Raw genomic sequence first — 21187 nt, forward strand, 5'->3', positions numbered from 1 at the left:
GGCCGCGTAAGCTGGGGTCCGGTCAACCGAAGGGAATGGAACAGTGGCAGACTCCTCGTTCGACGTCGTCAGCAAGGTCGACAAGATGGAGGCGGACAACGCCGTCAACCAGGCCCGCAAGGAGGTCGAGCAGCGCTACGACTTCAAGAACGTCGGCGCCTCGGTCGAGTGGAGCGGCGAGCAGATCCTGCTCAAGGCCAACACCGAGGAGCGGGTGAAGGCGGTGCTCGAGGTCGTCGAGTCCAAGTTCATCAAGCGCGGCATCACCCTCAAGTCGCTCGACACGGGCAAGCCGTACCCGTCGGGCAAGGAGTTCCGCATCGAGGTCGGGCTCAAGAACGGCATCGAGCAGGACGCCGCCAAGAAGATCAACAAGCTCATCCGCGACGAGGCGCCCAAGAGCGTGAAGTCGCAGATCCAGGGCGACGAGCTTCGGGTCACCTCGAAAAGCCGGGACGACCTCCAGGCGACAATGGCCCTCTTGAAGGGCGCCGACCTGGATGTGGCCCTGCAGTTCGTGAACTTCCGCTGAGCGCTCCCCTCAGCCAGCGGGCGACCTGCCCGTAGGCCGCCGAGCGCGCCGGCTCCGGCGACAGGAACACGTCGTGCAGCGCGCCGTCGATGCGCGCGACGGTCACCGTCGGCGCGAGCCGCAATGAGCGCACGGCGATGTCCTGCACCAGCAGCACCACGTCCGAGCTCAGCATGTCCGTGGTCCAGTACGGCTGCAGCGTCGAGCGAGCCGACAGCAGCGTGAGCACCGGGACGTCGATCGCGAGTCCGGCCGCGACGCGGGTGTGCCCGGCGAGGACGGCGGTGAGCCAGGCGGGATACACGGTGAAGCCGCGCACGGGGCGCCAGGCGAGGTCGTAGTCCCACTCGCCGTCGAGCGTCCGCGAGACCGAGCGGGTGTAGAAGCCGAGGTCGACGTTGGGCATCGCGGCCCTCGGCTCGATCCGGGACTGGAGGTCGACCAGCGGCGCCAGCATCGCCCGGCCGGCCGAGTGCGCCTGGAACTCCAGCCACGGGCTGTTGAGGACGAGCGCCGACGCCCGGCCGGGGTGCCGGTCGGCCCAGAGGCTCAGGGTGAGGCCTCCCGTCGAGTGGCCGAGCAGGATCAGTCGGCGGTGCGAGCGCTCGCCCTCAGCGTGGCCCATTGCCCTCAGCGCCGCCTCGATGTCGGAGTCGTAGGTGTCCAGCGAGTCCACGAACCCGGGAGTCTGGCCCGGCCGGAGGCTGCGGCCGTACTTGCGCAGGTCCAGCGCGAAGAACCGCGCGCCCTGCTCGTGCCAGAATCGCGCGAGCCCGGTCTGGAAGAAGTAGTCCGACCAGCCGTGCACGTACAGCACATCGGTCTCCTCGGCGGGACGGCCGGGCCGCAGGTCGGCCAGGTGCGGCCACGGCTCGAAGCGCACGAGCGTCGCGACGACCTCGCCCTCGGCGTCGTGGCCGAGCGGGAGCGTCATCTGCTGGAACCCGGCGCCGAGGACGTCGGGGCGCCACTCCGCTGGGCCGACCATGACACCAGCGTGCCAGACCGGAGGTGCCGCACGCGAGAGGGTTCCGCCGCGAGCGGGAGTCCGCCGCGACGCCGAAACCCGGCCTAGTCGGCCGCCGTGGCCTCCACCGCGGCGCCGTTCGACGCGCGCAGCATGTCCTCGCGCGGGACCACCTTGATGCGGGCGCGGCCGCGCTCGGCGCCGAGCGCCTGCTCGTGGGCGTCGAGGTTGTGCCAGCCGTTCAGGTTCGTGTACTCCACACCGCGCTCGCGCAGGAGGTTCTCCACAGATTCCTCGGAGGGGTCAGCGGGAGACCACCAGTTGCCCTGATCGTTGATCACATGCTTGATCGTCTCCATCGCATCCGACTTGGTGTGACCGATGAGGCCCACCGGGCCCCGCTTGATCCACCCCGTCGCATACACGCCGTACATCCGCTCGTTGTCGCGGTTGCGCAGCACCTGGCCCTCGTGGTTCGGGATGACGCCGTGCTTCTTGTCGAACGGGATCCCGGGCAGCGGCGACCCGAAGTAACCCACCGCGCGGTAGAGCGCCTGGATCTCCAGCTCCCGGATCTCTCCGGTGCCGCGCACGCCGCCGGCTCCGTCGGACTCGGTGCGCTCGTAGCGGATCGCCCGCACGTTGCCGTCCTCGTAGCCGAGCACCTCCAGGGGCTTGGCGTAGAAGTGCAGGTGCAGGCGCCGGGAGGCCGAGCCCACCTCGCGCTTCCGCCACTGCTGCAGCACGCGGTCGATGACCATCACCTGCTTGTTGCTCGCGATCGCGTCCTTCGAGTGCTCGTCGTACTCGAAGTCCTCGTCGTAGAGGATCATGTCGACATCGCGCAGTTCGCCGAGCTCGCGCAGCTCCAGCGGGGTGAACTTCACCTGCGCCGGGCCGCGCCGCCCGAAGACGTGCACGTCGGTCACCGGCGAGTTCTTCAGGATCTCGTAGACGTTGTCGGGGATCTCCGTCGGCAGCAGGTCGTCGGCGTGCTTCGCCAGGATGCGCGAGACGTCGAGCGCCACGTTGCCGTTGCCGATCACCGCCACGGACTTCGCCTCCAGCGGCCAGGTGCGCGGCACGTCGGGGTGGCCGTCGAACCAGCTCACGAATTCGGCCGCGCCGTAGGAGCCGCCGAGGTCGATGCCCGGGATGTCGAGATCGGAGTCGCGCACCGCTCCGGTGGCGAAGATCACCGCGTTGTAGTGGCGCTTGAGGTCGTCGAGCGTGATGTCGACGCCATACGTCACGTTGCCGAAGATGCGGATGTCGCCGCGGTCGAGCACCTCGCGCAGCGCGGTGATGATGCCCTTGATGCGCGGGTGGTCGGGGGCGACGCCGTAGCGCACCAGACCGTACGGCGCGGGGAGGGCCTCGAACAGGTCGATCGAGACGTCGAAGCCGCGCTCCGCCTTGAGCAGGATGTCAGCGGCGTAGATCCCGGCCGGCCCGGCGCCGACGATCGCCAGTCGCAGTTTGGTCATACGTTGATTCCTTCGTGCTCAGCTCGAACGTTCGACGATCGTGTCGGCGAACCGCACCAGCGCCTTCTTCACGGGGCCGTCGGGCAGCGGTTCGAGCGCCTCCACGGCCTCCCGGGCCCAGCGGTGGGCCTCCTCGAGGGTCTCCGCGGTCACGGGGTGCTCCCGGAGCGCGGCGATCGCCGCGGTGGCCTCCGGGGTGATCTCGCCCTCCTCGGCCGTGCCCATCACGTCACGCTCCAGCCGCTCCAGCAGAGCACGCGACTCGGGGTCGGCGTCGGCGCGCTCCCGCAGCTTCAGCACGGGGAGGGTCGCAACACCGGCGCGGAGGTCGTTGCCCGGGGTCTTGCCGGTCTCGGCGACGCCGACGGAGGACAGGTCGATCACGTCGTCGATCAGCTGGAACGCGACGCCGATCTTCTCGCCGAAGGTCACGACGGGCTGCTCATAGGCGGTGTCGGCATTCGAGAACGCGACGCCCATCTGCGCGGCTACGGCGATGAGGGAGCCGGTCTTGTCCTCCAGCACGCGGATGTAATGCGCGATCGGGTCCTCGCCGTCCTGCGGCCCGATGGTCTCGTGGAGCTGGCCCAGGCAGAGCCGCTCGAAGGTGTCGGCCTGGAGCTGGATGGCGCGCTCCCCCAGAGCCGAGACGAGCTTGCTGGCCCGGGCGAACAGGAGGTCGCCGGTGAGGACCGCGACGGAGTTGCCCCAGACGAACTGGGCCGTGGGCACCCCGCGCCGCATCTGCGAGTCGTCCATGACGTCGTCGTGGTACAGGGACGCGAGGTGGGTGATCTCGACCGCCTGCGCGGCCTGCAGGACGCGCGGAGTGTTGCCGTCGCCGAGCTGGGCGGTGAGGAGCGTGAGCATGGGACGGACTCGCTTGCCGCCCGCCTCCAGGAGGTACCGGGTGGTGACGTCCGCGAGGTTGTCGGCGAACCGCATCTCGCGGTGCAGCGCCTCCTCGACCTGCGCGAGGCCGTCGTCGACGGCGTTGGCGACCTGGCGGTCCTCTCCGCGGACGAAGATCCGCTCGGTCAGGCCGAGCTGGCTGCTGAGCGACGCGGGTCGCCGCACGACCGGAACGCTACGTGGCACTTACTCCCCCTCGGATGGGACGGCGGTCGTCGAGTCTTCGGAGCCGACGGCGCGGTCGGATCGCGCCGTCGCGCCGGACCCGGTGGCGGGCGTGCGGGCGGCGGGCTTGGCCGCGGCGGGCTTCTTCGCGGCGGGCTTCTTCGCAGCAGGCTTCTTCGCAGCAGGCTTCTTCGCAGCAGGCGTCGCCGCAGCAGGCTTCTTCGCAGCAGGCGTCGCCGCAGCAGGCTTCTTCGCAGCAGGCTTCTTCGCAGCAGCCGGCGTCGCCGCAGCAGGCTTCTTCGCAGCCGGCTTCGCGACCTCCACCGGCTTCGGCACCGCCACGGGCTTCCACCCGCGGTGCAGCGCCACGATCCCCGCGGTCAGGTTGCGCCAGGCCACGCGCTCGAAGCCGGCCTGGCGCAGCCACGAGGCCAGCGCCGGCTGGTTCGGCCACGCCTCGATCGACTCCATCAGGTACTCGTACGCCGCGGGGTTCGAACTCGCCACGCGGGCCAGCACGGGCATCCCGTAGCGCAGGTACGCACCGTAGCCCGCGCGGATCGCCGCGAGGGGAGGCTGGGAGAACTCGCACACCACGACCCGTCCCCCGGGCTTGGTGACCCGGTAGAACTCGGCGAGCGCGGCTCGCGGATCGACGATGTTGCGCAGGCCGAACGAGATCGTCACCGCGTCGAACGTGTCGTCGTCGAACGGGAGCTTCGTGGCGTCCGCCTGAACGAACGTGATGAACGGGTTGCCGACCTGCCTGCGCCGGCCCACCTCGATCATGCCCTCCGAGAAGTCTGCGGCGACAACGCTCGCCCCGTTGCGCGCCAGGGACGCACTGGAGGTGCCCGTTCCCGCCGCGACGTCGAGGATCGTCTCGCCGGCGCGGGGCCCGACGGCTCGGGTCGTCGCCACGCGCCAGAGCGTCGCGTTGCCCATCGAGAGGACCGTGTTGGTCCGGTCGTAATGGGTCGACACCTCGTCGAACATGGCGGCGACCTGGGAGGGCTGCTTGCGGAGGTCGGCCTTACTCACCCCCCAGCTTAGGCTGCCCCGACATGCCGTGCATTTCACGGCCCCGCACCGCGCCTCCGCCATCGGGCCAACGCCCAGCCGCCGCGCATCCGGCGCCCAGCGGCCCGGGCGTAGGCTGGTTCGGTGACCGCACCCTCGACCACCCGCCGGGCTACGGGCGTGACCGCCCTGTCGGTCGAGACCACCCCCTCGACGACGTCCGGCATCTCGTTCCCTTCCTCGACTCCCGCCGACCCCTCGTGTGGATCCGCAAAGGCGAGGGGATCGCCGGCATCGGGGAGGCGCTGCGGCTGGAGTTCCGCGGAGCGGACCGGATCCGCCAGGCGTCGGCCGTGTGGCGGGCGACCGTCCAGGCGGCGACCGTCACCGACTCCGTGCGCACGCCGGGCACCGGGCTGGTCGCGTTCGGGACCTTCGCGTTCGACGACGAGAGCACGGCCACAAGCGTGCTGATCGTGCCGCGGCTCGTTCTCGGACGCCGCGGCGGCCGGAGCTGGATCACCCGGATCACGCCCGTGGACGACTCCCCCGCAGCAGCGGATGCGGCCGACGGGCCGGCACAGACGGACGCCGCGCGCAGCGAACTCCCCGGCCGATCGCGTTCGGGGACGAGTACCGGCTCACCCTCCTCCCCGCGGGACTCGACGAGGGCGGCTACGAGTCCGCCGTCGCGACCGCGGTGGAGCGCATCCGCGAGCACGACCTCTCCAAGGTGGTGCTGGCCCGGGAGCTGTCCGCGCACCTGCCGCTCGAGTCGGACGTGCGGCGCGCACTGGTGGAGCTGGCGCTCGGCTACCCGGACTGCTGGACGTTCGCCGTCGACGGGCTGGTGGGATCCTCCCCGGAGACGCTGGTGCGCGTGCACCACGGCACTGTGACCGCCCGTGTGCTCGCCGGCACGATGTCCCGCGGCCGCGACGCCGAGAGCGACCGCGCGTCGGCTCAGGCCCTCGCCGGCTCGGCCAAGGACCAGGACGAGCACCGCTTCGCGGTGTCCAGCGTGCTCGACGCGCTGCGCCCGCACAGCGCGGACCTCGGCGCGAGCGACGAGCCGTTCACCCTCAAGCTGCCGAACCTCTGGCACCTCGCGACCGACATCGCGGGCACGCTCAGCGACGGGTCGAGCTCGCTCGACCTCGCGGACGCGCTCCACCCGACGGCCGCCGTGGCCGGGACGCCGAAGCCGGAGGCGATCGCGCTCATCCGCGAGCTGGAGCCGTTCGACCGCGGGCGGTACGCCGGGCCGGTCGGCTGGGTCGGCGGCGACGGCGACGGGGAGTGGGCGATCGCCCTGCGCTGCGCGCAGCTCGATGAGACCGGCGACCTGACGGCCTACGCGGGCGCGGGCATCGTGGCGGACTCCGACCCCGCCAGGGAGTACGCGGAGACGACCATGAAGTTCCGCCCGATCGTCGAAGCCTTCGGCTGAGCCCGACCGAAGCCTGAGCGAGCGCGCTCTAACTCGCCGCCAGTCGCGCCTTCTCGACCTCCACGTCGTAGTCCGGCGCGGGCCACTCCAGCCTCAGCTCCTCCAGGGCGTGGATGAGGAGGTGCTGCACCGCGAGCCGCGCGTACCACTTGCGGTCGGCCGGCACGACGTGCCACGGCGCGTACGCCGTCGACGTGCGGTCGAACACCACTTGGTAAGCGTCCTGGTAGCTGTCCCAGACCAGCCGCTCGTCCACGTCGCCCGTCGTGTACTTCCACTGCTTGTCGACACGCTTCAGCCGGTCGCCCAGGCGCTTCTTCTGCTCGTCCTTGCCGAGGTGCAGCATCACTTTGACGATCGTCGTCCCCGACTCCGCCAGCTCCAGCTCGAACTCGTTGATCGCGTCGTAGCGACGCTCGATCTCGTCCTCCGGGGCGAGCTTGCGGACCCGGCCGATGAGGACGTCCTCGTAGTGCGAACGGTCGAAGACGCCGACCTCCCCCGCCGCCGGCACGTGGCTCCAGATCCGCCAGAGGAAGTCGTGGGCGAGTTCCACCTGCGTCGGCTTCGTGAAGCCCGCATACCGCACGCCGCCCAGGTTCATCTGTCCGACGACGTGGGTCACGATTCCGCCCTTGCCTGCCGTGTCCATCGCCTGCAGGACGAGCAGCACGCTGCGCCGGTCGCCGAGGGTCCCGGCGGCGAACAGTCGCTCCTGGAGATCGGCGAGGATCGCGGCGCCCTCGGCGAGCGCCGCCCGGCCGTCCTTCTTGCGCCCGTCGAACCCCGGAGTCCCCGCCGTGTCCTGCTCGGCGAGCAGGAAGCCCTCGCCCACGCGCAGCAGCGGGTCGGGGTCCTCGGCCCAAAACGTCTCGCGTCCCATGTCGTCTCCTCGCGCCGCCGCTCACACCCTCTTCGGTGGACCGTACCGCTGATCGTACGACCCGGTCACGCCCCCGGTCACACCCCGGCCGCGTCGAGCACCGGCTCGAACGCGTCCGGCCGGTGCAGGACCACCCGCGTCCTCACACCGTCCGGGAACAGCCGGGACACCGCCTCGGGCCGGGCGCGGTCGTCCACGATGACGTCGATGGTCTCCCGCCAGCGTCCGTCGGGCATCCGCTGCAGCGTGGCCTCCCAGGTCAGCCCGGGCGTCTCTCGGGCCTGCAGCCGCAGGTGGATGCCGACCGCGCGCCGCCGGCCGAGCAGCGACAGCAGCCCCCGGTAGACGGCCGCGCGCCTGGTCGGGGCGAGCCAGGGCTCCAGCGCGCGCACCAGCACATCGGCGCTCCACAGGATCGTCGTCGCGAGGCCGCCGCGCGACTGGTACACGTCCACCGCGTAGACGCCCGCGAGGCGGCGCAGCGACTGCCGCAAGGCGCCGCGCGTGATGCCCTCGTCCACGGTGCTGTGCAGATAGAGCGGGACGGCGGCCTGCGCCGTCAGGCTCCCCACCCGCAGCGCCGCGCGGTCGTGGACGCGCTGCCCCGGCCCGAAGAACGGCCGCAGCTCGCCCAGGAGCGCAGCCACCGCGTCGCCCGGCGGGTCGGCCTCGATCGCGCCGGCGGTGTCGGCGTACGCGGTCGCCTGGTGCAGTGCGCCGAGCCGGAAGCCGGGGGCGAGCGCCGGGCCGGCCTTGACGGTGACCAGCACCCGCGAGCCGTGGAGGTCCAGCCGCACCGGGTTCTCCCGGCCGTCGATGCGCGGGACGAGGTCGAGCACGTGCTCGACGGCGAGGGTGCGGATGCCGGCCGGTACGGGCAGGCGCCCGAGCGGAGTGCCGGCGACGACCAGGTGCGTCACGGCGAACCCGGCGGCGTGCGCGCGCACCGCCACCTGCGCGGCGACCATCCCGCCGAGGCTGAAGCCCGCCAGCACGACGGGCTCCCCGGCCGGATGCCGGCCTCCCGCATCGCCTCCAGTGCCGCCCGCGTGATCGTCGCCTCGTGCTCGCCGCCGATGACGAGGTCCGCCGTCAGGTCGTTGGGCGCGATGCCCGGGCGCGGGCTCCAGGACTTCGTGCTCGGGAACTGCACGATCCAGTGCCGGACGCCCTCGTGCTCGCGTTCCACCAGCCGGATGACTCCGGTGTCGATGCGCTCGTCCAGATCGGGGTCGCAGAGGTCGTCGATCTCGCGCTGGCTGAGCATCAGGTCGCGGAGCGTGTGCACGGACCGGCGCCGCATCGCACCGGCCGCGAGCCCGGGCGTCCCGAGCGGGTCGGGGGACGGGCCGAGCTCCAGGCCCAGCAGCCCGGCCGGTACGTCGGGGAGCCCGGGCGTCGGCGTGTAGTCGTCGCCGCGTCCCGGGTCGCCCCACCAGCCGAGGAAGTCGTGGAGGAGCGGGAACCGGCGCTCCAGGAGGTCGTCGTAGCCGAGCAGCACGGCGTCGTGCCCGTCACGCAGCAGGCCGCGCCTGCGCCCGAGGGCGACCGTCTTGCGCAGCAGCGCCGGGAGGGTGAAGACGGCGACGTAGGGCCGGGCGCGCCAGCGGGGCAGGACGATCCCGACCAGCCCGATGAGGAGGGCGACAGGACCGAGCGCCCAGCCGGCGACCCGGGCCAGCCCACCGGTCAGCCGCGGCGCTGCGGTGAGGTAGAGGGCGCTCAGGGCCGTGCGCCTCGCGCGGCGGCGGTGCGGCTCGGGGACGGGGAACGGGTACTGCACGCGTGACGCGCGCTGTGCGGCGAACCGGAGCCACTCGGCGGCGAGGGCCAGGAGAGCCGCCACGGCTGCGACGACGACCGCGACGGCACCGAGCGCGACCAGTGCCAGTCCCGCCGCGAGCGCGACCGGGGCTCCGACGATGAGGCCGGCGACGAGCCCCGCCCAGCCGCCGGGCGTCCTCCCGCGCCACACGCGCGGGGAAGCTGGCTGAGCATGCGGTCAGCCTAACCGCGCCCGCCCTCGCGACGGCCGAGCACTGCCGTCTAGCCAGGCGCGCCGCGGCAACGCTAGGTTGTGCACACCAACCGGGAGGAGCCCATCGTGAACGGTTTCTGGAACGTCATCTGGCTGATCTTCTGGGCGTTCGCCTTCGTCGCCTACCTGATGGTGCTGTTCACGATCCTGGTCGACCTGTTCCGCGACGAGAAGCTCAACGGCTGGTGGAAGGCCGTGTGGGTGATCTTCCTCATCTTCCTCCCGTTCCTGACCGCGCTGGTCTACCTGGTCGCGCGCGGCCGCGGCATGGCAGAGCGCAACGCACGCGACCGCAGGACCGTCCCGGAAGACACCGACTACTACACGCATCCCACCCCATCGGCCACGCCGGCTGCCGACATCGAGCAGGCGAAAGCTCTGCTGGACAAGGGCGTGATCAGCCAGAACGAGTTCGACGCGCTCAAGGCGAAGGCGCTCGGAAACCGATTCTGAGCACGACTCGAGCTCCTTTCCGCACGATTCAGGGACTTTTGAGCGCCCGACAGGCTATCCTGCGATACGACACGCCTGACTTCATTACGAGATGGGCTTGCATCCGACGCAGGTGGATGTAATATTCATGTATGCCTGTACCCATCGCAGAGGCCGTCAGTCCCCGACGGCTCATCCGGGACGAAGTTTTCGTTCGTCTACTCGACGCCATTGTCGACGGGGACCTCACGCCAGGAGAGCAGCTCTACGACGCTGAGATCGAGAAGTGGGTCGGAGTCTCCCGCACCCCCGTCCGCGAAGCCCTGAACCAGCTCGCGGCAATGGGGCTCGTGGAGATCATGCCCCAGAAACGCACCCGCGTGACTCCGATCGACCCCGTGCGCCTCCGGGCGCTCATCGACACCGTCGGCAGCCTCCTCGTCGGCATCGTGCGCGACGCGACGCCGCTCCTCACCGAGGACGACAGGGACGCCCTCCGCGCCTTCACGGAGCGGTTCGGCGACGGCGACGGGATGGCAGAGCTCGTCAAGGAGCGCGTGCTCACCGACGGCTTCGTCAACGTCTTCCTGCGCCGCCTCGACAACCGCACGCTCGCGAAGCTGTTCACCCGCCACCTCCCCGAGGTGCGCCGGGCGCTGATCGCGGCACCGTCCTCGAAGGCGTTCACGAAGGGGGCGCCGCACCTCGCGTCCGCCGTCGACGCGGCCATCGCCGGCAACGGCGCCAAGGCCGCCAAGGGCGTTTCCGACTTCTGGAACAAGGGGCTCGTCACCGTGGTGGACGAATTCGGAACGAAGGCCGCACTCTCTGGGAAGGAGGGGCGCTGATGCCGCTCCCCGTCAAAGACTCCGCACCCGTCGAGCGCCAGCTCCTGCGCGATGTCGTCTACAACCGCCTCTACGAGGGCATCCTCGACGGCACGCTCGAGCCGGGCGAGACCCTGCTGGACGAGAAGCTCACCGCCTGGCTCGGCGTCTCCCGCACGCCGATCCGCGAGGCGCTGATGAAGCTCGCCGACATCGGCCTGGTCGAGATGGCGCCGAACCGCTACACTCGCGTCGCCCCGATCGACCTCCGCGCCATCGACGAAGCGATCTACACGACAGGACTCCTGCACGAGTACGCGGCCCGCACCTCGGTCCCGAACCTCGACACCGCGGCGCTCGGCCGTCAGGACAAGGCCGTCAAGGAGATCCGCAAGGCCGCCAAGTCGAACAACCTCCCGGCCCTCGGCCGCGCGGTGAACGACTTCTTCCTCGAGTTCGAGCGCAACAGCGGCAACGACGTGCTGCTCGCGATCAGCGAAGGCCTGAGCCCGCAGGTGCTGCGCTACGTCTCCGTGTGGAAGCGTCCGTTCGACACCGACGAGCTGCCCGCCCGCGTCACCGAGATCCACGACGCCGCAAAGGCGCACGACGGCGAGAAGGCCGGCGACCTGGTCCGTGCGCTGTACGCGCCGACGTTCGCGCAGTTCCTCTCGGACTACCGCCGCAGCAACGAGGACATCGAAGAGAGCCCCGTGGTCTAGTCGACCGACCGCATTCGTGCCCGGCGCCTGCCTTCAGGCGCCGGGCACGCCTGCGTTACGGGGTCAGTGCTCGGCGTCGACGGACGCGCGGCCGGACACGACGGACCGGATGTACGACGCGACCTTCTCGTGCTCGGGGTGCTCGACGTACCGCTGCAGGGCGGCTTCGTCCTCGAAATCGCTCACGAGGACGATGTCGAACTCGTTCGCCGGCAGCGAGTTGAGCCCCACCTCGAAGCGCAGGATCTCCGGGACGACCGCGGGAAGGGACTCCAGCCCCGCCTTGACGCGGGCGGCCTGGTCGGCGCGCTCCGCCTCCTCGGTCGACGCGAGCTTCCACATGACGACGTGACGCAGAGTCAACGGGCCTCCTCCAGCAGGGCGGTGCGCAAGCGCGCCTGGTCGACGCGCCAGTAGGTGTGCTGCCGGCCGTCCACGAGGACGACCGGGATGTCCTCCACGTAGCGCTCGTGCAGCTCGGCGTCCTCCAGGATGCTGAGCTCCTCCACGCGCACCTCGGGGGCGCCGGCGGGGAGGGCGTCGATCACCGAGCGGATCGCTTCCCGCGCGTCGTCGCACAGGTGACAGCCCGGCTTGCCGATGAGCGTGACGGTGACGGTGGACACGCGGTCAAGCCTAACCCGGCCGCCCGTGCTCAGCAGAAAGCGCCGGACCTGACGGACCGGCGCTCGAGCAGCAGACGCTGAGGTCTACTTCTTGTTGCGACGCTGGTGGCGCGTCTTGCGAAGAAGCTTGCGGTGCTTCTTCTTCGCCATACGCTTGCGACGCTTCTTGATAACGGAACCCACGTAGACCTCACAAAGTTAGTGGTTTGCCGCGGGATACGCGGCGACACAAGCAGACAGTCTACCCGACTTCACGCCGAGTCTGCGACGCCGCCGTCCAGGTGAGGCGTCACGGCCTCCAGCGCATGCGCCACGGCGGACTCCGGAACGCGGAACGACCGGCCGAACCGGATCGCCGGGAGCTCACCGGAGTGGACGAGCCGGTAGACGGTCATGCGGGAGACGCGCATCATGTCGGCCACCTCTGCGACCGTCAGGAAGCGCACCTCGCGAAGAGCGTTCGAGCCCCCATCGTGAACCATGCGGTGTCCCTTTCTTGCCCGTCATCGTACTCGGGTCGCGACGACGGCGAACTAGGGAACTCTAGTCCGTGTGCGGGGCTGGATTCCAGCCCCGGTTCACTCCCTCCGCCACTTCTTCGGCGTGACGCGCTCCACCCGTCGACGGGTGTCGGCGAGCACCTTGCCGACCGTGCTGGCGAACTCGCGCGTCTCGTCGGCGAGCTGCACCGAGAACGCGGAGAGGTCGACATCCGACGCGGTGAAGGGGATGACCCAATCCTCCACCGCCTCCAGCGGCGTCGGGTCGAGCCGGTAGTACCGGTGCTGGCCCTCCTCGCGGACGGACACCAGCGACGCTTCGCGCAGGACCTTGAGGTGCTTGGACACGGTGGGCTGGCTGAGCTCCAGGGTGGCCACGATCTCCGAGACCGAGATCTCCCCGACGGGACGCGCGTCATCCGAGTTGCGGTCGAGCAGCACTCTGAGAATCTCGCGCCGCGTCGGGTCGGCGATCACGTCGAAGATGTCGGCCATTGCACCAGGCTAGTCGTACGGCTCCCCGAGTACCACGCCCGAAGCTGTCGGTCCGAGACCGCCGGAAGGAACGACCGATCGGCACGGCATATCCGCCCATCGCGCGTCGCGATCCCCTTCAAGCAGCCATCTCTTCCTCACTTTCTCCCTCAGTTGCGCGGCGTGTTGCGGGAGGAAGTGAGGAAGTGATGGCCGGGTTGTGGATAACTGCGTGTGCGGGGGAGGCCGGCCTCAGGATGGTCGGATGGAGGAGCTCATCGACCGCACCGGGTTCACACTTGCCGAGGGAATCGCGGGCGGAATCTCGCGTCGCCGACTGTACGGCGATGGTGTCCAACGATCTTTTCGGGGGTCAGGACCATCGATGCCGATCTCACCGATCACCGGTCGCGCTGCCGCGCCTACGCTGCGCTCAAGAGGCCTGGCCACATCTTCAGCCACCACTCGGCGGCCGCACTGCACGGATTTCCACTCCGGTGGTCTGTGCAACCTCGGGATCTGCACCTCGCCGTCTTCGCCCCTCGCAAGCCGCCGCGCATGGCCGGAGTGATCGGCCACGAACTCCGCCCTGCCGGGCATCGCGTGATCGAGATGGACGGTCTGCACGTCGTCGCGCCGGAGGACGCGTGGGCCCAGCTCTCGACGTTCCTGCCGATCGACGACCTGGTTACCATCGGGGACTGGCTCATCACCGGAGACGAGCCGCATTCCGGCGCGGCCACACCGTTCTCGCGGGACCACCTCGAGGCGGCAATCCGTCATCATGGGCGCCGGCCCGGCATTCGAGCATTGCGCCAGGCGTTCGAACTCGTTCGCTACGGCCCTCTCTCGCCCCAGGAGACGAGGCTGCGCCTCGAGCTCGTCCGTTCCGGGCTCCCCGAACCCGCGCTCAACCATCATGTTCACGACCGGGGCAGCCGGGTGGCGATGGTCGACCTGGCGTATCCGGAGCGACGCCTCGCCATCGAGTATCTCGGCGATCACCACCGAACGGACGCCGACGCGTATCGCGAGGACATCTATCGCCGAGAGCGGCTCACCGCCGCCGGATGGGACGTCGTATTCCTCACCGTTGCGGACCTCGAAGGACCGACCCCGCGAGCCACCCTCATCGTCCGCCGCGCCTACGCCCGCGCACTCCGCGCCTGAGCCATCGCTTCCTCACTTTCTCCCGCTCCGACGCGGCGTGTTGCGGGAGGAAGTGAGGAAGCGATGGCTGCGGGGGTGGGGGGTTAGTGGGCGGCTAGTTCGCGGGCGCGGGCGAGGGCTGCGTCGGTGGCGCGGGTGAAGAGGGTGGGGAGGTCGGCGTCGGCGAGGACGGCGATGGCGCGCTCGGTGGTGCCGTTGGGGCTGGTGACGCGGCGGCGGAGCTCGGCCGGGTCCTCGCCGGACGAGACCAGGAGCTCGGAGGCGCCGAGGAAGGTGCCGTTCACCAGGGTGCGCGCCTGCGCGGGCGTGAAGCCCTTCTCGATCGCCGCGGCGGTCAGCGCCTCCACGAGGAAGAACACGTACGCCGGGCCCGAGCCGGAGATGGTGCTGAGCGCGTCGAGCTGCGACTCGGGCACCTCGACGACCTCCCCGACGGTCTCGAACAGCGCGCGGACGAGCGCGAGGTCGTCGGGCTCCGTGCGGGTGCCCGGGCTGATCCCGGTGACGGCCTTGCCCACGACCGCCGGCGTGTTCGGCATCGACCGCACGACGATGACCGACGGCGGCAGCAGCGACTCGAACGTCTTGATGGTGACACCCGCCGCAACGCTCACGACGATGGCTCCGGGCGTCAGCGAGTCGGAGATCTCGTGCAGGAGGTCGGGCACCATCCCGGGCTTGACGGCGACGATCACGAGTTCGGCGCCGTCCACCGCGGCGCGGTTCGCGTCCCCGTCGTGCTCGGTCGCGTACGCGGTCACGCCGGGGATGCCGGCGAGCTCCGCTGCGCGCGCCTTCGACCGATTGGTGACCCGGATGCCGCCGTCCACGGTCACCCCCGGCGCGGTCAGGCCGGAGAGGATGGCGCGGCCCATCGAGCCCGCCCCGAGCATCGCGATGGTGGGCAGCGTGACGTTCTGCGTGTCGCTCATGGGCCCATCCTAGGATGAGGTCATGAGCGCAGAAGGTGGCACCCGGGCGATCGTCGCGGCCTTCGCCGCCAACCTCGGGATCGCCCTCACCAAGTTCATCGCGTGGGCCTTCTCCGGCTCCTCCTCGATGCTCGCCGAGGGCGTTCACTCGGTCGCCGACTCGGGCAATCAGCTCCTCCTGCTCCTCGGCGGACGCCAGGCCAAGAAGAGAGCCGACAAGGAGCACCCGTTCGGCTACGGGCGCGAGCGCTACGTGTACGCGTTCGTCGTCTCGATCATCCTGTTCTCGGTCGGCGGCGTCTTCTCGCTCTACGAGGGCGTCGAGAAGCTGACGCACCCGCACCCGCTGGAGAACTGGTGGCTGCCGCTGCTGGTCCTCTTCATCGCGATCGGCCTGGAGTCGTTCTCGCTGCGCACGGCCGTGCGCGAGTCCAACCCGCTCCGCAAGGGGATGTCGTGGCCGCAGTTCATCCGGCGCGCGAAGGCCCCGGAGCTGCCGGTGGTACTGCTGGAGGACGTCGCCGCGCTCACCGGCCTGGTCTTCGCGCTGATCGGCGTCGGGCTCACGATCATCACCGGCAACGGCGTCTGGGACGGCGTCGGCACCGTGCTGATCGGCCTCCTGCTGGTCGCAGTCGCGATCGTTCTCGGCATCGAGACCAAGAGCCTCCTGGTCGGCGAGGGCGCCTCCGACGCGGACGTCGCCGCCATCGAGAAGGCGATCCTCCTGGGCGGCGACGAGGTCGAGCGCATCATCCACATGCGCACCCTCTACCTGGGGCCGGACGAGCTGCTCGTCGGCGCCAAGCTCGCCGTCGCGGGCGAGCAGAGCATGCTGGAGGTCTCGGCCGCGATCGACGCGATCGAGCGGCGCATCCGCGACGCCGTGCCCGTCGCCCGGGTGATCTACATCGAGCCGGACGTCTGGGTCGACCCGAACGAGCAGCACCCCGCCACCGACACCATCATCGTCAAAGGACTCGAGTGACCCGCACCGCGCTGATCCTGCAGCACGACCCGTCCATCCACCTCGGCAACATCGGCCCGGTGCTTGTGGAGCACGGCTACGACCTGCGCATCGTCGACGTGACGACGCAGGATGTGTCCGCCCTCGACCCGCAGGAGGCCGACCTCGTCGTCGTGCTCGGCGGCGAGATGGGCGCGTACCAGACGGACGAGTTCCCGTTCCTGGCCGCCGAGCAGGACCTGCTGCGCAGCCGCCTCGACGCCGAGCGCCCGACCCTCGGCGTGTGCCTGGGCGCGCAGCTCATGGCCGGCGCGCTCGGCGAGCGCGTCTACAAGGGCGACACCATGCAGATCGGTTTCCGCCGTGTGGAGCCGACGGAGGCCGGCGCGATGTCGCCGATCCGTCACTTCGACGGCGTGCCGGTCGTGGAGTGGCACGGCGACACCTTCGAGCTGCCGGAGCGGGCGACCCGCCTGGCGTCGTCCAGCGATTACTCCAACGAGGCGTTCGCGATCGGCGGCTTCGCGCTGGCGGTGCAGTTCCATCCCGAGGTGACGGACGAGATGCACGAGGAGTGGGTCGCCGACGGGTACAACGAACTCGACGAGCACGCGCTCGACCCGGAGGCGCTGCGCGAGGATCGCGAGCTCTACTCCGCCCGGATGCAGGAGGCCTCCCGCGCCGCCTTCTCCGAGTGGCTGGAGGCCCTCCCCGCTGAGCCGCTATCGCTTCCTCAGTTTCTCCCGCAACGCGCCGGGCGCGAGCGGGAGAAAGTGAGGAGACGATGGCTGCGGTCAGCGCTTGGCGCGGAAGAAGTCGAGCAGCAGGTCGGCGCACTCCTCGGCGAGGACGCCGGGGTAGACGGCGACCTGGTGGTTGAGCCTGCGGTCGCGGAGCACGTCGTAGACCGAGCCCGCCGCGCCGGCCTTCTCGTCCCACGCGCCGAAGACGACGGTCGGGACGCGGGCGGCCAGCACCGCGCCGGCGCACATCACGCACGGCTCGAGGGTCACGACCAGGGTGCAGCCCTCCAGGTGCCAGTCGCTACGCGTCGCGGCGGCCGCGCGCAGCGCCAGGACCTCGGCGTGCGCGGTGGGGTCGCGGTGCAGCTCGCGCTCGTTGCGTCCGGTGCCGATGACCTCGCCGTTCTCGTCCAGCACGAGCGCCGCGACCGGGACGTCGCCCGTGTCGAAGGCGAGCCGGGCGTCCGTGACGGCGCGGCGCATCCACCGCTCGTAGTCGGCGGGCACGGGAAGGGTCACGGCTGCTCCTGGCTGGGGTCCTCGCCCGGGGCGGGTTCGGCTAGCCTTGAGCCTATGCGAGTGCACGTAGCAGACCACCCCCTGATCACCCACAAGCTCTCCGTGCTCCGCAACAAAGAGACCCCGTCGCCCGTCTTCCGGGCCCTCACGGAGGAGCTCGTCACCCTCCTCGCCTATGAGGCGACCCGCGCCGTGCGCGTCGAGCCCGTCGAGATCCAGACCCCGGTGACCACGACGATGGGCGTCACCCTCAGCCAGCCGCGGCCGCTCGTCGTTCCGATCCTGCGTGCGGGGCTCGGGATGCTGGAGGGCATGGTCAAGCTGATGCCGACCGCCGAGGTCGGCTTCCTGGGCATGGTGCGCAACGAGGAGACCCTCGAGCCGACCACGTACGCCGAGCGTCTGCCGATGGACCTCTCCGACCGCCAGTGCTTCGTGCTCGACCCGATGCTCGCCACGGGAGGCTCACTGGGCGCCGCGATCGAGTTCCTCTTCACCCGCAACGCGGTGGACGTGACCGCGATCTGCCTGCTCGCCGCGCCCGAGGGACTCGAGGCTCTGGAGAAGGCGACGGAGGGCCGCGACGTCACCATCGTCCTCGGCGCTCTGGACGAGCGGTTGAACGAGAACGGATACATTGTGCCCGGTCTCGGCGACGCTGGTGACCGTTTGTACGGCACTGTGTAGGGTGTCGAGCACTCCCGCAACATTCCGTAACGATTTGACATGACGTGTCACGGGACGGTTTACTTCTCAACATGACTGACAACTCGCGCACCCTGACCTCCTTCGAGGCCCCCGGGGATGCCGGCATGATGATGCCCGGCCGCGACTCGGTCATGTGTTGCCGAATGTGTCGCTAATCTGACGACCCTTTCGCCGAGCGGTCGCCCTCCGACGCAGACGAGCGTCGGCTCCGGGCACAGCTCCTCGGGCGCGCCACACGAACGCACCCGTGCATCAGTCCCTTTCTGAACAGGGACACCTCGTCACACCGGAAAACCCGCATCCGGCGCACCCTCCTCAGCAGATCCTCGCAGGAGACAGCCGCATCCGGGCCCGGACGCATCATCATCACCGAAGGGCTCTCCCTCCCATGTCTCTCGCAACCGTCGACACCCTCCGTCCCTCCACTCCCGTCGCCCCGGCAGCTTCTGCCGCCACGGCGCCCCGCCTCCGCGCCGTCCCCGAGGGGACCGAGGCCCGCGGCTTCGTCCTCTACGTCGGCATCGACGAGCTGAAGGCCGCCGCGTCCGGCACCGACCTCGGCCGCATCGTCGAGGCGCTCAAGCAGCTCACGGCCGAGCTGGCCCCGGCCGCCGAGACCTACGCCGCCGTGGCCCTGGCCCCGGCCGGCGCCGGCGGACGCGACGTCGACGTGGTCCGCCTCGCCCTGCAGGACCCCGCCGCGATCGCCAAGCACCGCCACACCGCCACGGTCGACGAGGACGAGGACCGCGCCGCCTCCGGCGTCGTGGTCGACATCTCCCGCAAGCGCCTCGTCCTCGACAACCAGACCGTGTCGCTCACGTACAAGGAGTTCGAGCTGCTGCAGTACCTGGTGCTGCGCGAGGGCCGCACCATCGAGCGCGCCGAGCTGATCTCGTCGCTCTGGTCGAACGCCGACGAGGGCGAGATCCCCAACGAGCGCACCATCGACGTCCACGTCCGCCGCCTGCGCGCCAAGTTGGGACGCTACGAGGACATCGTGCGTACCGTGCGCGGCGTCGGCTACCGCTTCGACCGCCACGCGGACGTCTCCATCCGCCACGCCAGCGCCCCCTCCCCCGACCTCTTCTGAGCCTCGGCAGCCGTCGAGCGCCAGCGAGTTCGCGCAAACTGCGTCGCAAACCGCCGAGCACGCAGATCGTCTGCCTACTCGGCGGTTCGCGGTTGAAACGGGTGTACTCGGCGGCTAGGCGGAGCGTTTGTAGATGCGGAAGGCGTTGGTCGCGAGGGCGGCCATGACGACGGCTAGTGCGGCGAGCAGGCCGGCGTGGGCCCACAGGCTCGCCCAGTCCGGGGCCGCGCTGAGGGCCTCGCGGCCGACGATCACCGCCCACTCGAACGGGTTGTAAGCCGCGACGTTCCGCACCCACTCCGGCGACAGCGTCGTGTTCATGATCGCCGAGCTGAGGAACATCAGCGGGAGCGTGATGAGCTGCGAGATGCCGATCAGCGCGGTCTGGTCGCGTGCGAGCAGCGCGACAGCGTTCGAGAACGAGCAGAACACCGCGGTCAGAAGCACGACGCCCAGCAGGAGGAGGAGCATCCCGCCCGCGCCGCCGTCGAAGCGCGCGCCCGCCCAGAAGGCGATCCCCACCACGATCAGCGATTGCACCACCGCCAGGATCGACTGGTAGACGAGCGTCGACACGATCATGGCGCCGCGGTTGGTGGGCGAGGTGAGGAACCTGTCCATCACGCCGCGGTCCATGTCCTGGATGTAGACGGTGCCCGACCAGGCGCTCCCGAACAGCGCGAGCATCATCACGACGCCCGGCGTCAGGTACTCCAGGTAGCTCTGGCCGCCGCCGAATCCCGGGATTTCGGTGACCGACTTGAAGAGCTGTCCGAAGATCAATAGCCAGATGACCGGCTGCACCAGGTTCATCACCAGGAACGCGGGCATCCGAATCGCCCAGCGGAGCTGGCGGCCGGTGAGCAGCAGCGTGTGGGTGAGGAAGGTCGGGCCGGTGCGGCGCGCTGCGCGCGCGGGAACGGCGATGGCGGTCATGATGCGGTCTCCAGAACGTGCTCGGCGGACTCCTGCGCCCGCGTGAAGGTGCGGCCGGTGTGCCGCAGGTAGACGTCGTCGAGGCTGGGCCGCGCGACGGTGGCGGAGGCGACGGCGACGGCTGCGGCCTCCAGCGCGGCGAGGGCGGCCGGGAGGGTAGCCGCCCCGTTGTCCGCCCGGGCGCGGAGCGTGCGGCCGTCGCCGCCGACCTCGTGGAGGGCGTCGACGCGCTCGAGCGCCGTGAGAGCCGCGAACGGGTCGGCGTCCGGCGACAGTTCCACGATGACGGCGTCGCCGCGGAGGCCGTTCTTCAGCTCCTCCGGGGTTCCGCCCGTGACGATGCGTCCGTGGTCCACGATCGCCAGCCGGTCGGCGAGACGGTCGGCCTCGTCCAGGTAGTGCGTCGTGAGCAGGACTGTGAGGTTCTCGGCGCCGGTCATCCGATCCAGCTCCGCCCACAGCTCGGCGCGCGCCTCCGGGTCGAGCCCGGTGGTCGGCTCGTCGAGGAAGAGCACCTCCGGCCGGTGCATGAGCCCGATCGCGACGTCCAGCTTGCGCGCCATGCCGCCCGAGTAGGCCTTCACCTGGCGCTTGGCGTGGTCGGTGAGCCCGAAGCGGTCGAGCAGTTCGCGGGAGCGGGCCTTCGCGTCCCGGCCGCTCATCCCCTGCAGGCGGCCGGCGAGGACGAGGTTCTCGGCGCCGGTGTCGTTGGGGTCGGAGACCGGCTTCTGCGCCACGAAGCCGATCGCGCGGCGCACGCGGCCGGGGTTTCGGCTGACGTCGATGCCGGCCACGAAGGCCGTACCGGCGTCGGCACGGGCCAGCGTGGACAGGATCTTCATGGTGGTGGACTTGCCGGCGCCGTTGGGGCCGAGCAGTCCGAAGACGGTGCCGGAGGCGACCTCGAAGCCGAGGTCGTCGACAGCGCGGACGGCGGGTGTGCCCCGGCCTCCGTTGTAGATCTTGACGAGGTGCTCGGCGGCGATCGCCGAGCCGGTGTGTGGTGCCACGGGTGGCTTCCTTTCATCTCGGGCAGCCACCGTCGCGGGCCTATCATGGAGAAAGCCCTCGGTGACTGTTGACG

24 protein-coding genes and 2 pseudogenes are annotated in these 21187 nt (G+C 70.4%); 10 read left to right on the forward strand and 16 right to left on the reverse strand.

Annotated elements, in window-relative coordinates:
• Window positions 1-43: 43 nt before the first annotated feature.
• Complete coding sequence (locus ACR5MH_RS12505; RefSeq protein WP_433861804.1) at window positions 44-532, forward strand: YajQ family cyclic di-GMP-binding protein; 489 nt, start codon at window positions 44-46, stop codon at window positions 530-532.
• Here the strand turns inward: ACR5MH_RS12505 and ACR5MH_RS12510 are convergent.
• The 4 genes and pseudogenes from ACR5MH_RS12510 to ACR5MH_RS12525 form a co-directional block, all read right to left on the reverse strand.
• Entirely contained in the window at window positions 438-1520 is a 1083-nt protein-coding gene (locus ACR5MH_RS12510) for an alpha/beta hydrolase (protein WP_431347487.1), read from the reverse strand. The genes ACR5MH_RS12505 and ACR5MH_RS12510 overlap by 95 nt on opposite strands.
• Before the next feature lie 83 nt (window positions 1521-1603).
• Window positions 1604-2986 (reverse strand): FAD-dependent oxidoreductase, encoded by a 1383-nt coding sequence (locus ACR5MH_RS12515; protein WP_431347488.1) that lies wholly within the window; start codon window positions 2984-2986, stop codon window positions 1604-1606.
• Window positions 2987-3004: 18 nt separating this feature from the next.
• On the reverse strand, window positions 3005-4063 hold the full coding sequence (locus ACR5MH_RS12520) for a polyprenyl synthetase family protein (protein ID WP_431347489.1): 1059 nt from the start codon (window positions 4061-4063) through the stop codon (window positions 3005-3007).
• A 345-nt stretch (window positions 4064-4408) separates the two neighbouring features.
• Window positions 4409-5104, reverse strand: a pseudogene (locus ACR5MH_RS12525) (demethylmenaquinone methyltransferase); the annotation flags it as partial.
• Window positions 5105-5438: 334 nt separating this feature from the next.
• On the opposite strand from ACR5MH_RS12525, the gene ACR5MH_RS12530 reads away from it, so the two are divergent.
• Complete coding sequence (locus ACR5MH_RS12530; RefSeq protein ID WP_433861805.1) at window positions 5439-6533, forward strand: isochorismate synthase; 1095 nt, start codon at window positions 5439-5441, stop codon at window positions 6531-6533.
• A 28-nt stretch (window positions 6534-6561) separates the two neighbouring features.
• Here the strand turns inward: ACR5MH_RS12530 and ACR5MH_RS12535 are convergent, their stop codons facing one another.
• The 3 genes from ACR5MH_RS12535 to ACR5MH_RS12545 all read right to left on the reverse strand — a co-directional run bounded on the left by ACR5MH_RS12535 (window position 6562) and on the right by ACR5MH_RS12545 (window position 9391).
• A complete protein-coding gene (locus ACR5MH_RS12535; RefSeq protein WP_431347491.1) occupies window positions 6562-7416 on the reverse strand; it encodes a PPK2 family polyphosphate kinase in 855 nt (284 codons plus the stop codon).
• A 77-nt stretch (window positions 7417-7493) separates the two neighbouring features.
• Entirely contained in the window at window positions 7494-8411 is a 918-nt protein-coding gene (locus tag ACR5MH_RS12540; RefSeq protein WP_433861806.1) for a hypothetical protein, read from the reverse strand.
• Window positions 8333-9391, reverse strand: coding sequence for a hypothetical protein (locus ACR5MH_RS12545; RefSeq protein WP_433861807.1), 1059 nt, complete (start codon window positions 9389-9391; stop codon window positions 8333-8335). Before ACR5MH_RS12545 ends, ACR5MH_RS12540 begins: the two co-directional genes overlap by 79 nt.
• 129 nt (window positions 9392-9520) lie before the next feature.
• Between ACR5MH_RS12545 and ACR5MH_RS12550 the strand changes: the two genes are divergently transcribed.
• The 3 genes from ACR5MH_RS12550 to ACR5MH_RS12560 all read left to right on the forward strand — a co-directional run bounded on the left by ACR5MH_RS12550 (window position 9521) and on the right by ACR5MH_RS12560 (window position 11435).
• Complete coding sequence (locus ACR5MH_RS12550) at window positions 9521-9907, forward strand: SHOCT domain-containing protein (protein ID WP_431347493.1); 387 nt, start codon at window positions 9521-9523, stop codon at window positions 9905-9907.
• Between the two features lie 131 nt (window positions 9908-10038).
• Entirely contained in the window at window positions 10039-10734 is a 696-nt protein-coding gene (locus tag ACR5MH_RS12555; protein ID WP_431347494.1) for a GntR family transcriptional regulator, read from the forward strand.
• A complete protein-coding gene (locus tag ACR5MH_RS12560; protein ID WP_431347495.1) occupies window positions 10734-11435 on the forward strand; it encodes a GntR family transcriptional regulator in 702 nt (233 codons plus the stop codon). Before ACR5MH_RS12555 ends, ACR5MH_RS12560 begins: the two co-directional genes overlap by 1 nt.
• Before the next feature lie 63 nt (window positions 11436-11498).
• On the opposite strand, the gene ACR5MH_RS12565 is transcribed toward ACR5MH_RS12560, so the two are convergent.
• The 5 genes from ACR5MH_RS12565 to ACR5MH_RS12585 all read right to left on the reverse strand — a co-directional run bounded on the left by ACR5MH_RS12565 (window position 11499) and on the right by ACR5MH_RS12585 (window position 13056).
• Window positions 11499-11798: a Dabb family protein gene (locus tag ACR5MH_RS12565; RefSeq protein ID WP_431347496.1), complete on the reverse strand. Its 300-nt coding sequence runs from the start codon at window positions 11796-11798 to the stop codon at window positions 11499-11501.
• Window positions 11795-12061 (reverse strand): glutaredoxin family protein, encoded by a 267-nt coding sequence (locus tag ACR5MH_RS12570; protein WP_431347497.1) that lies wholly within the window; start codon window positions 12059-12061, stop codon window positions 11795-11797. Before ACR5MH_RS12570 ends, ACR5MH_RS12565 begins: the two co-directional genes overlap by 4 nt.
• Before the next feature lie 84 nt (window positions 12062-12145).
• Window positions 12146-12244 (reverse strand): 30S ribosomal protein bS22, encoded by a 99-nt coding sequence (locus ACR5MH_RS12575; RefSeq protein ID WP_003792170.1) that lies wholly within the window; start codon window positions 12242-12244, stop codon window positions 12146-12148.
• Window positions 12245-12312: 68 nt separating this feature from the next.
• A complete protein-coding gene (locus tag ACR5MH_RS12580; RefSeq protein WP_387818143.1) occupies window positions 12313-12543 on the reverse strand; it encodes a helix-turn-helix domain-containing protein in 231 nt (76 codons plus the stop codon).
• A gap of 96 nt (window positions 12544-12639) precedes the next feature.
• Window positions 12640-13056, reverse strand: a complete 417-nt coding sequence (locus tag ACR5MH_RS12585) for an ArsR/SmtB family transcription factor (RefSeq protein ID WP_431347498.1) — start codon at window positions 13054-13056, stop codon at window positions 12640-12642.
• A gap of 537 nt (window positions 13057-13593) precedes the next feature.
• Between ACR5MH_RS12585 and ACR5MH_RS12590 the strand changes: the two genes are divergently transcribed.
• Window positions 13594-14205 (forward strand): hypothetical protein, encoded by a 612-nt coding sequence (locus ACR5MH_RS12590; RefSeq protein WP_433861808.1) that lies wholly within the window; start codon window positions 13594-13596, stop codon window positions 14203-14205.
• Window positions 14206-14288: 83 nt separating this feature from the next.
• On the opposite strand, the gene proC is transcribed toward ACR5MH_RS12590, so the two are convergent.
• Complete coding sequence (gene proC, locus ACR5MH_RS12595) at window positions 14289-15137, reverse strand: pyrroline-5-carboxylate reductase (protein ID WP_431347500.1); 849 nt, start codon at window positions 15135-15137, stop codon at window positions 14289-14291.
• A gap of 22 nt (window positions 15138-15159) precedes the next feature.
• On the opposite strand from proC, the gene ACR5MH_RS12600 reads away from it, so the two are divergent.
• Complete coding sequence (locus ACR5MH_RS12600; protein WP_431347501.1) at window positions 15160-16125, forward strand: cation diffusion facilitator family transporter; 966 nt, start codon at window positions 15160-15162, stop codon at window positions 16123-16125.
• Between the two features lie 65 nt (window positions 16126-16190).
• Window positions 16191-16667, forward strand: a pseudogene (locus ACR5MH_RS12605) (glutamine amidotransferase-related protein); the annotation flags it as partial.
• 231 nt (window positions 16668-16898) lie between these two features.
• Here ACR5MH_RS12605 and tadA read toward each other — a convergent pair.
• A complete protein-coding gene (tadA, locus tag ACR5MH_RS12610) occupies window positions 16899-17330 on the reverse strand; it encodes a tRNA adenosine(34) deaminase TadA (RefSeq protein ID WP_433862649.1) in 432 nt (143 codons plus the stop codon).
• 90 nt (window positions 17331-17420) lie between these two features.
• Between tadA and upp the strand changes: the two genes are divergently transcribed.
• Entirely contained in the window at window positions 17421-18053 is a 633-nt protein-coding gene (upp, locus tag ACR5MH_RS12615) for a uracil phosphoribosyltransferase (RefSeq protein WP_431347504.1), read from the forward strand.
• A 409-nt stretch (window positions 18054-18462) separates the two neighbouring features.
• A complete protein-coding gene (locus ACR5MH_RS12620) occupies window positions 18463-19167 on the forward strand; it encodes a winged helix-turn-helix domain-containing protein (protein WP_433861809.1) in 705 nt (234 codons plus the stop codon).
• A 114-nt stretch (window positions 19168-19281) separates the two neighbouring features.
• Here ACR5MH_RS12620 and ACR5MH_RS12625 read toward each other — a convergent pair whose 3' ends face one another.
• Window positions 19282-20103 (reverse strand): ABC transporter permease, encoded by an 822-nt coding sequence (locus ACR5MH_RS12625; protein ID WP_433861810.1) that lies wholly within the window; start codon window positions 20101-20103, stop codon window positions 19282-19284.
• Window positions 20100-21113, reverse strand: coding sequence for an ABC transporter ATP-binding protein (locus ACR5MH_RS12630; protein WP_431347506.1), 1014 nt, complete (start codon window positions 21111-21113; stop codon window positions 20100-20102). The genes ACR5MH_RS12625 and ACR5MH_RS12630 overlap by 4 nt, the downstream gene beginning before the upstream one ends.
• Window positions 21114-21187 lie beyond the last annotated feature (74 nt).

Origin of the sequence: Streptomyces sp. L7 (assembly GCF_050990935.1) — a bacterium.
Taxonomy (GTDB): domain Bacteria; phylum Actinomycetota; class Actinomycetes; order Actinomycetales; family Microbacteriaceae; genus Leifsonia.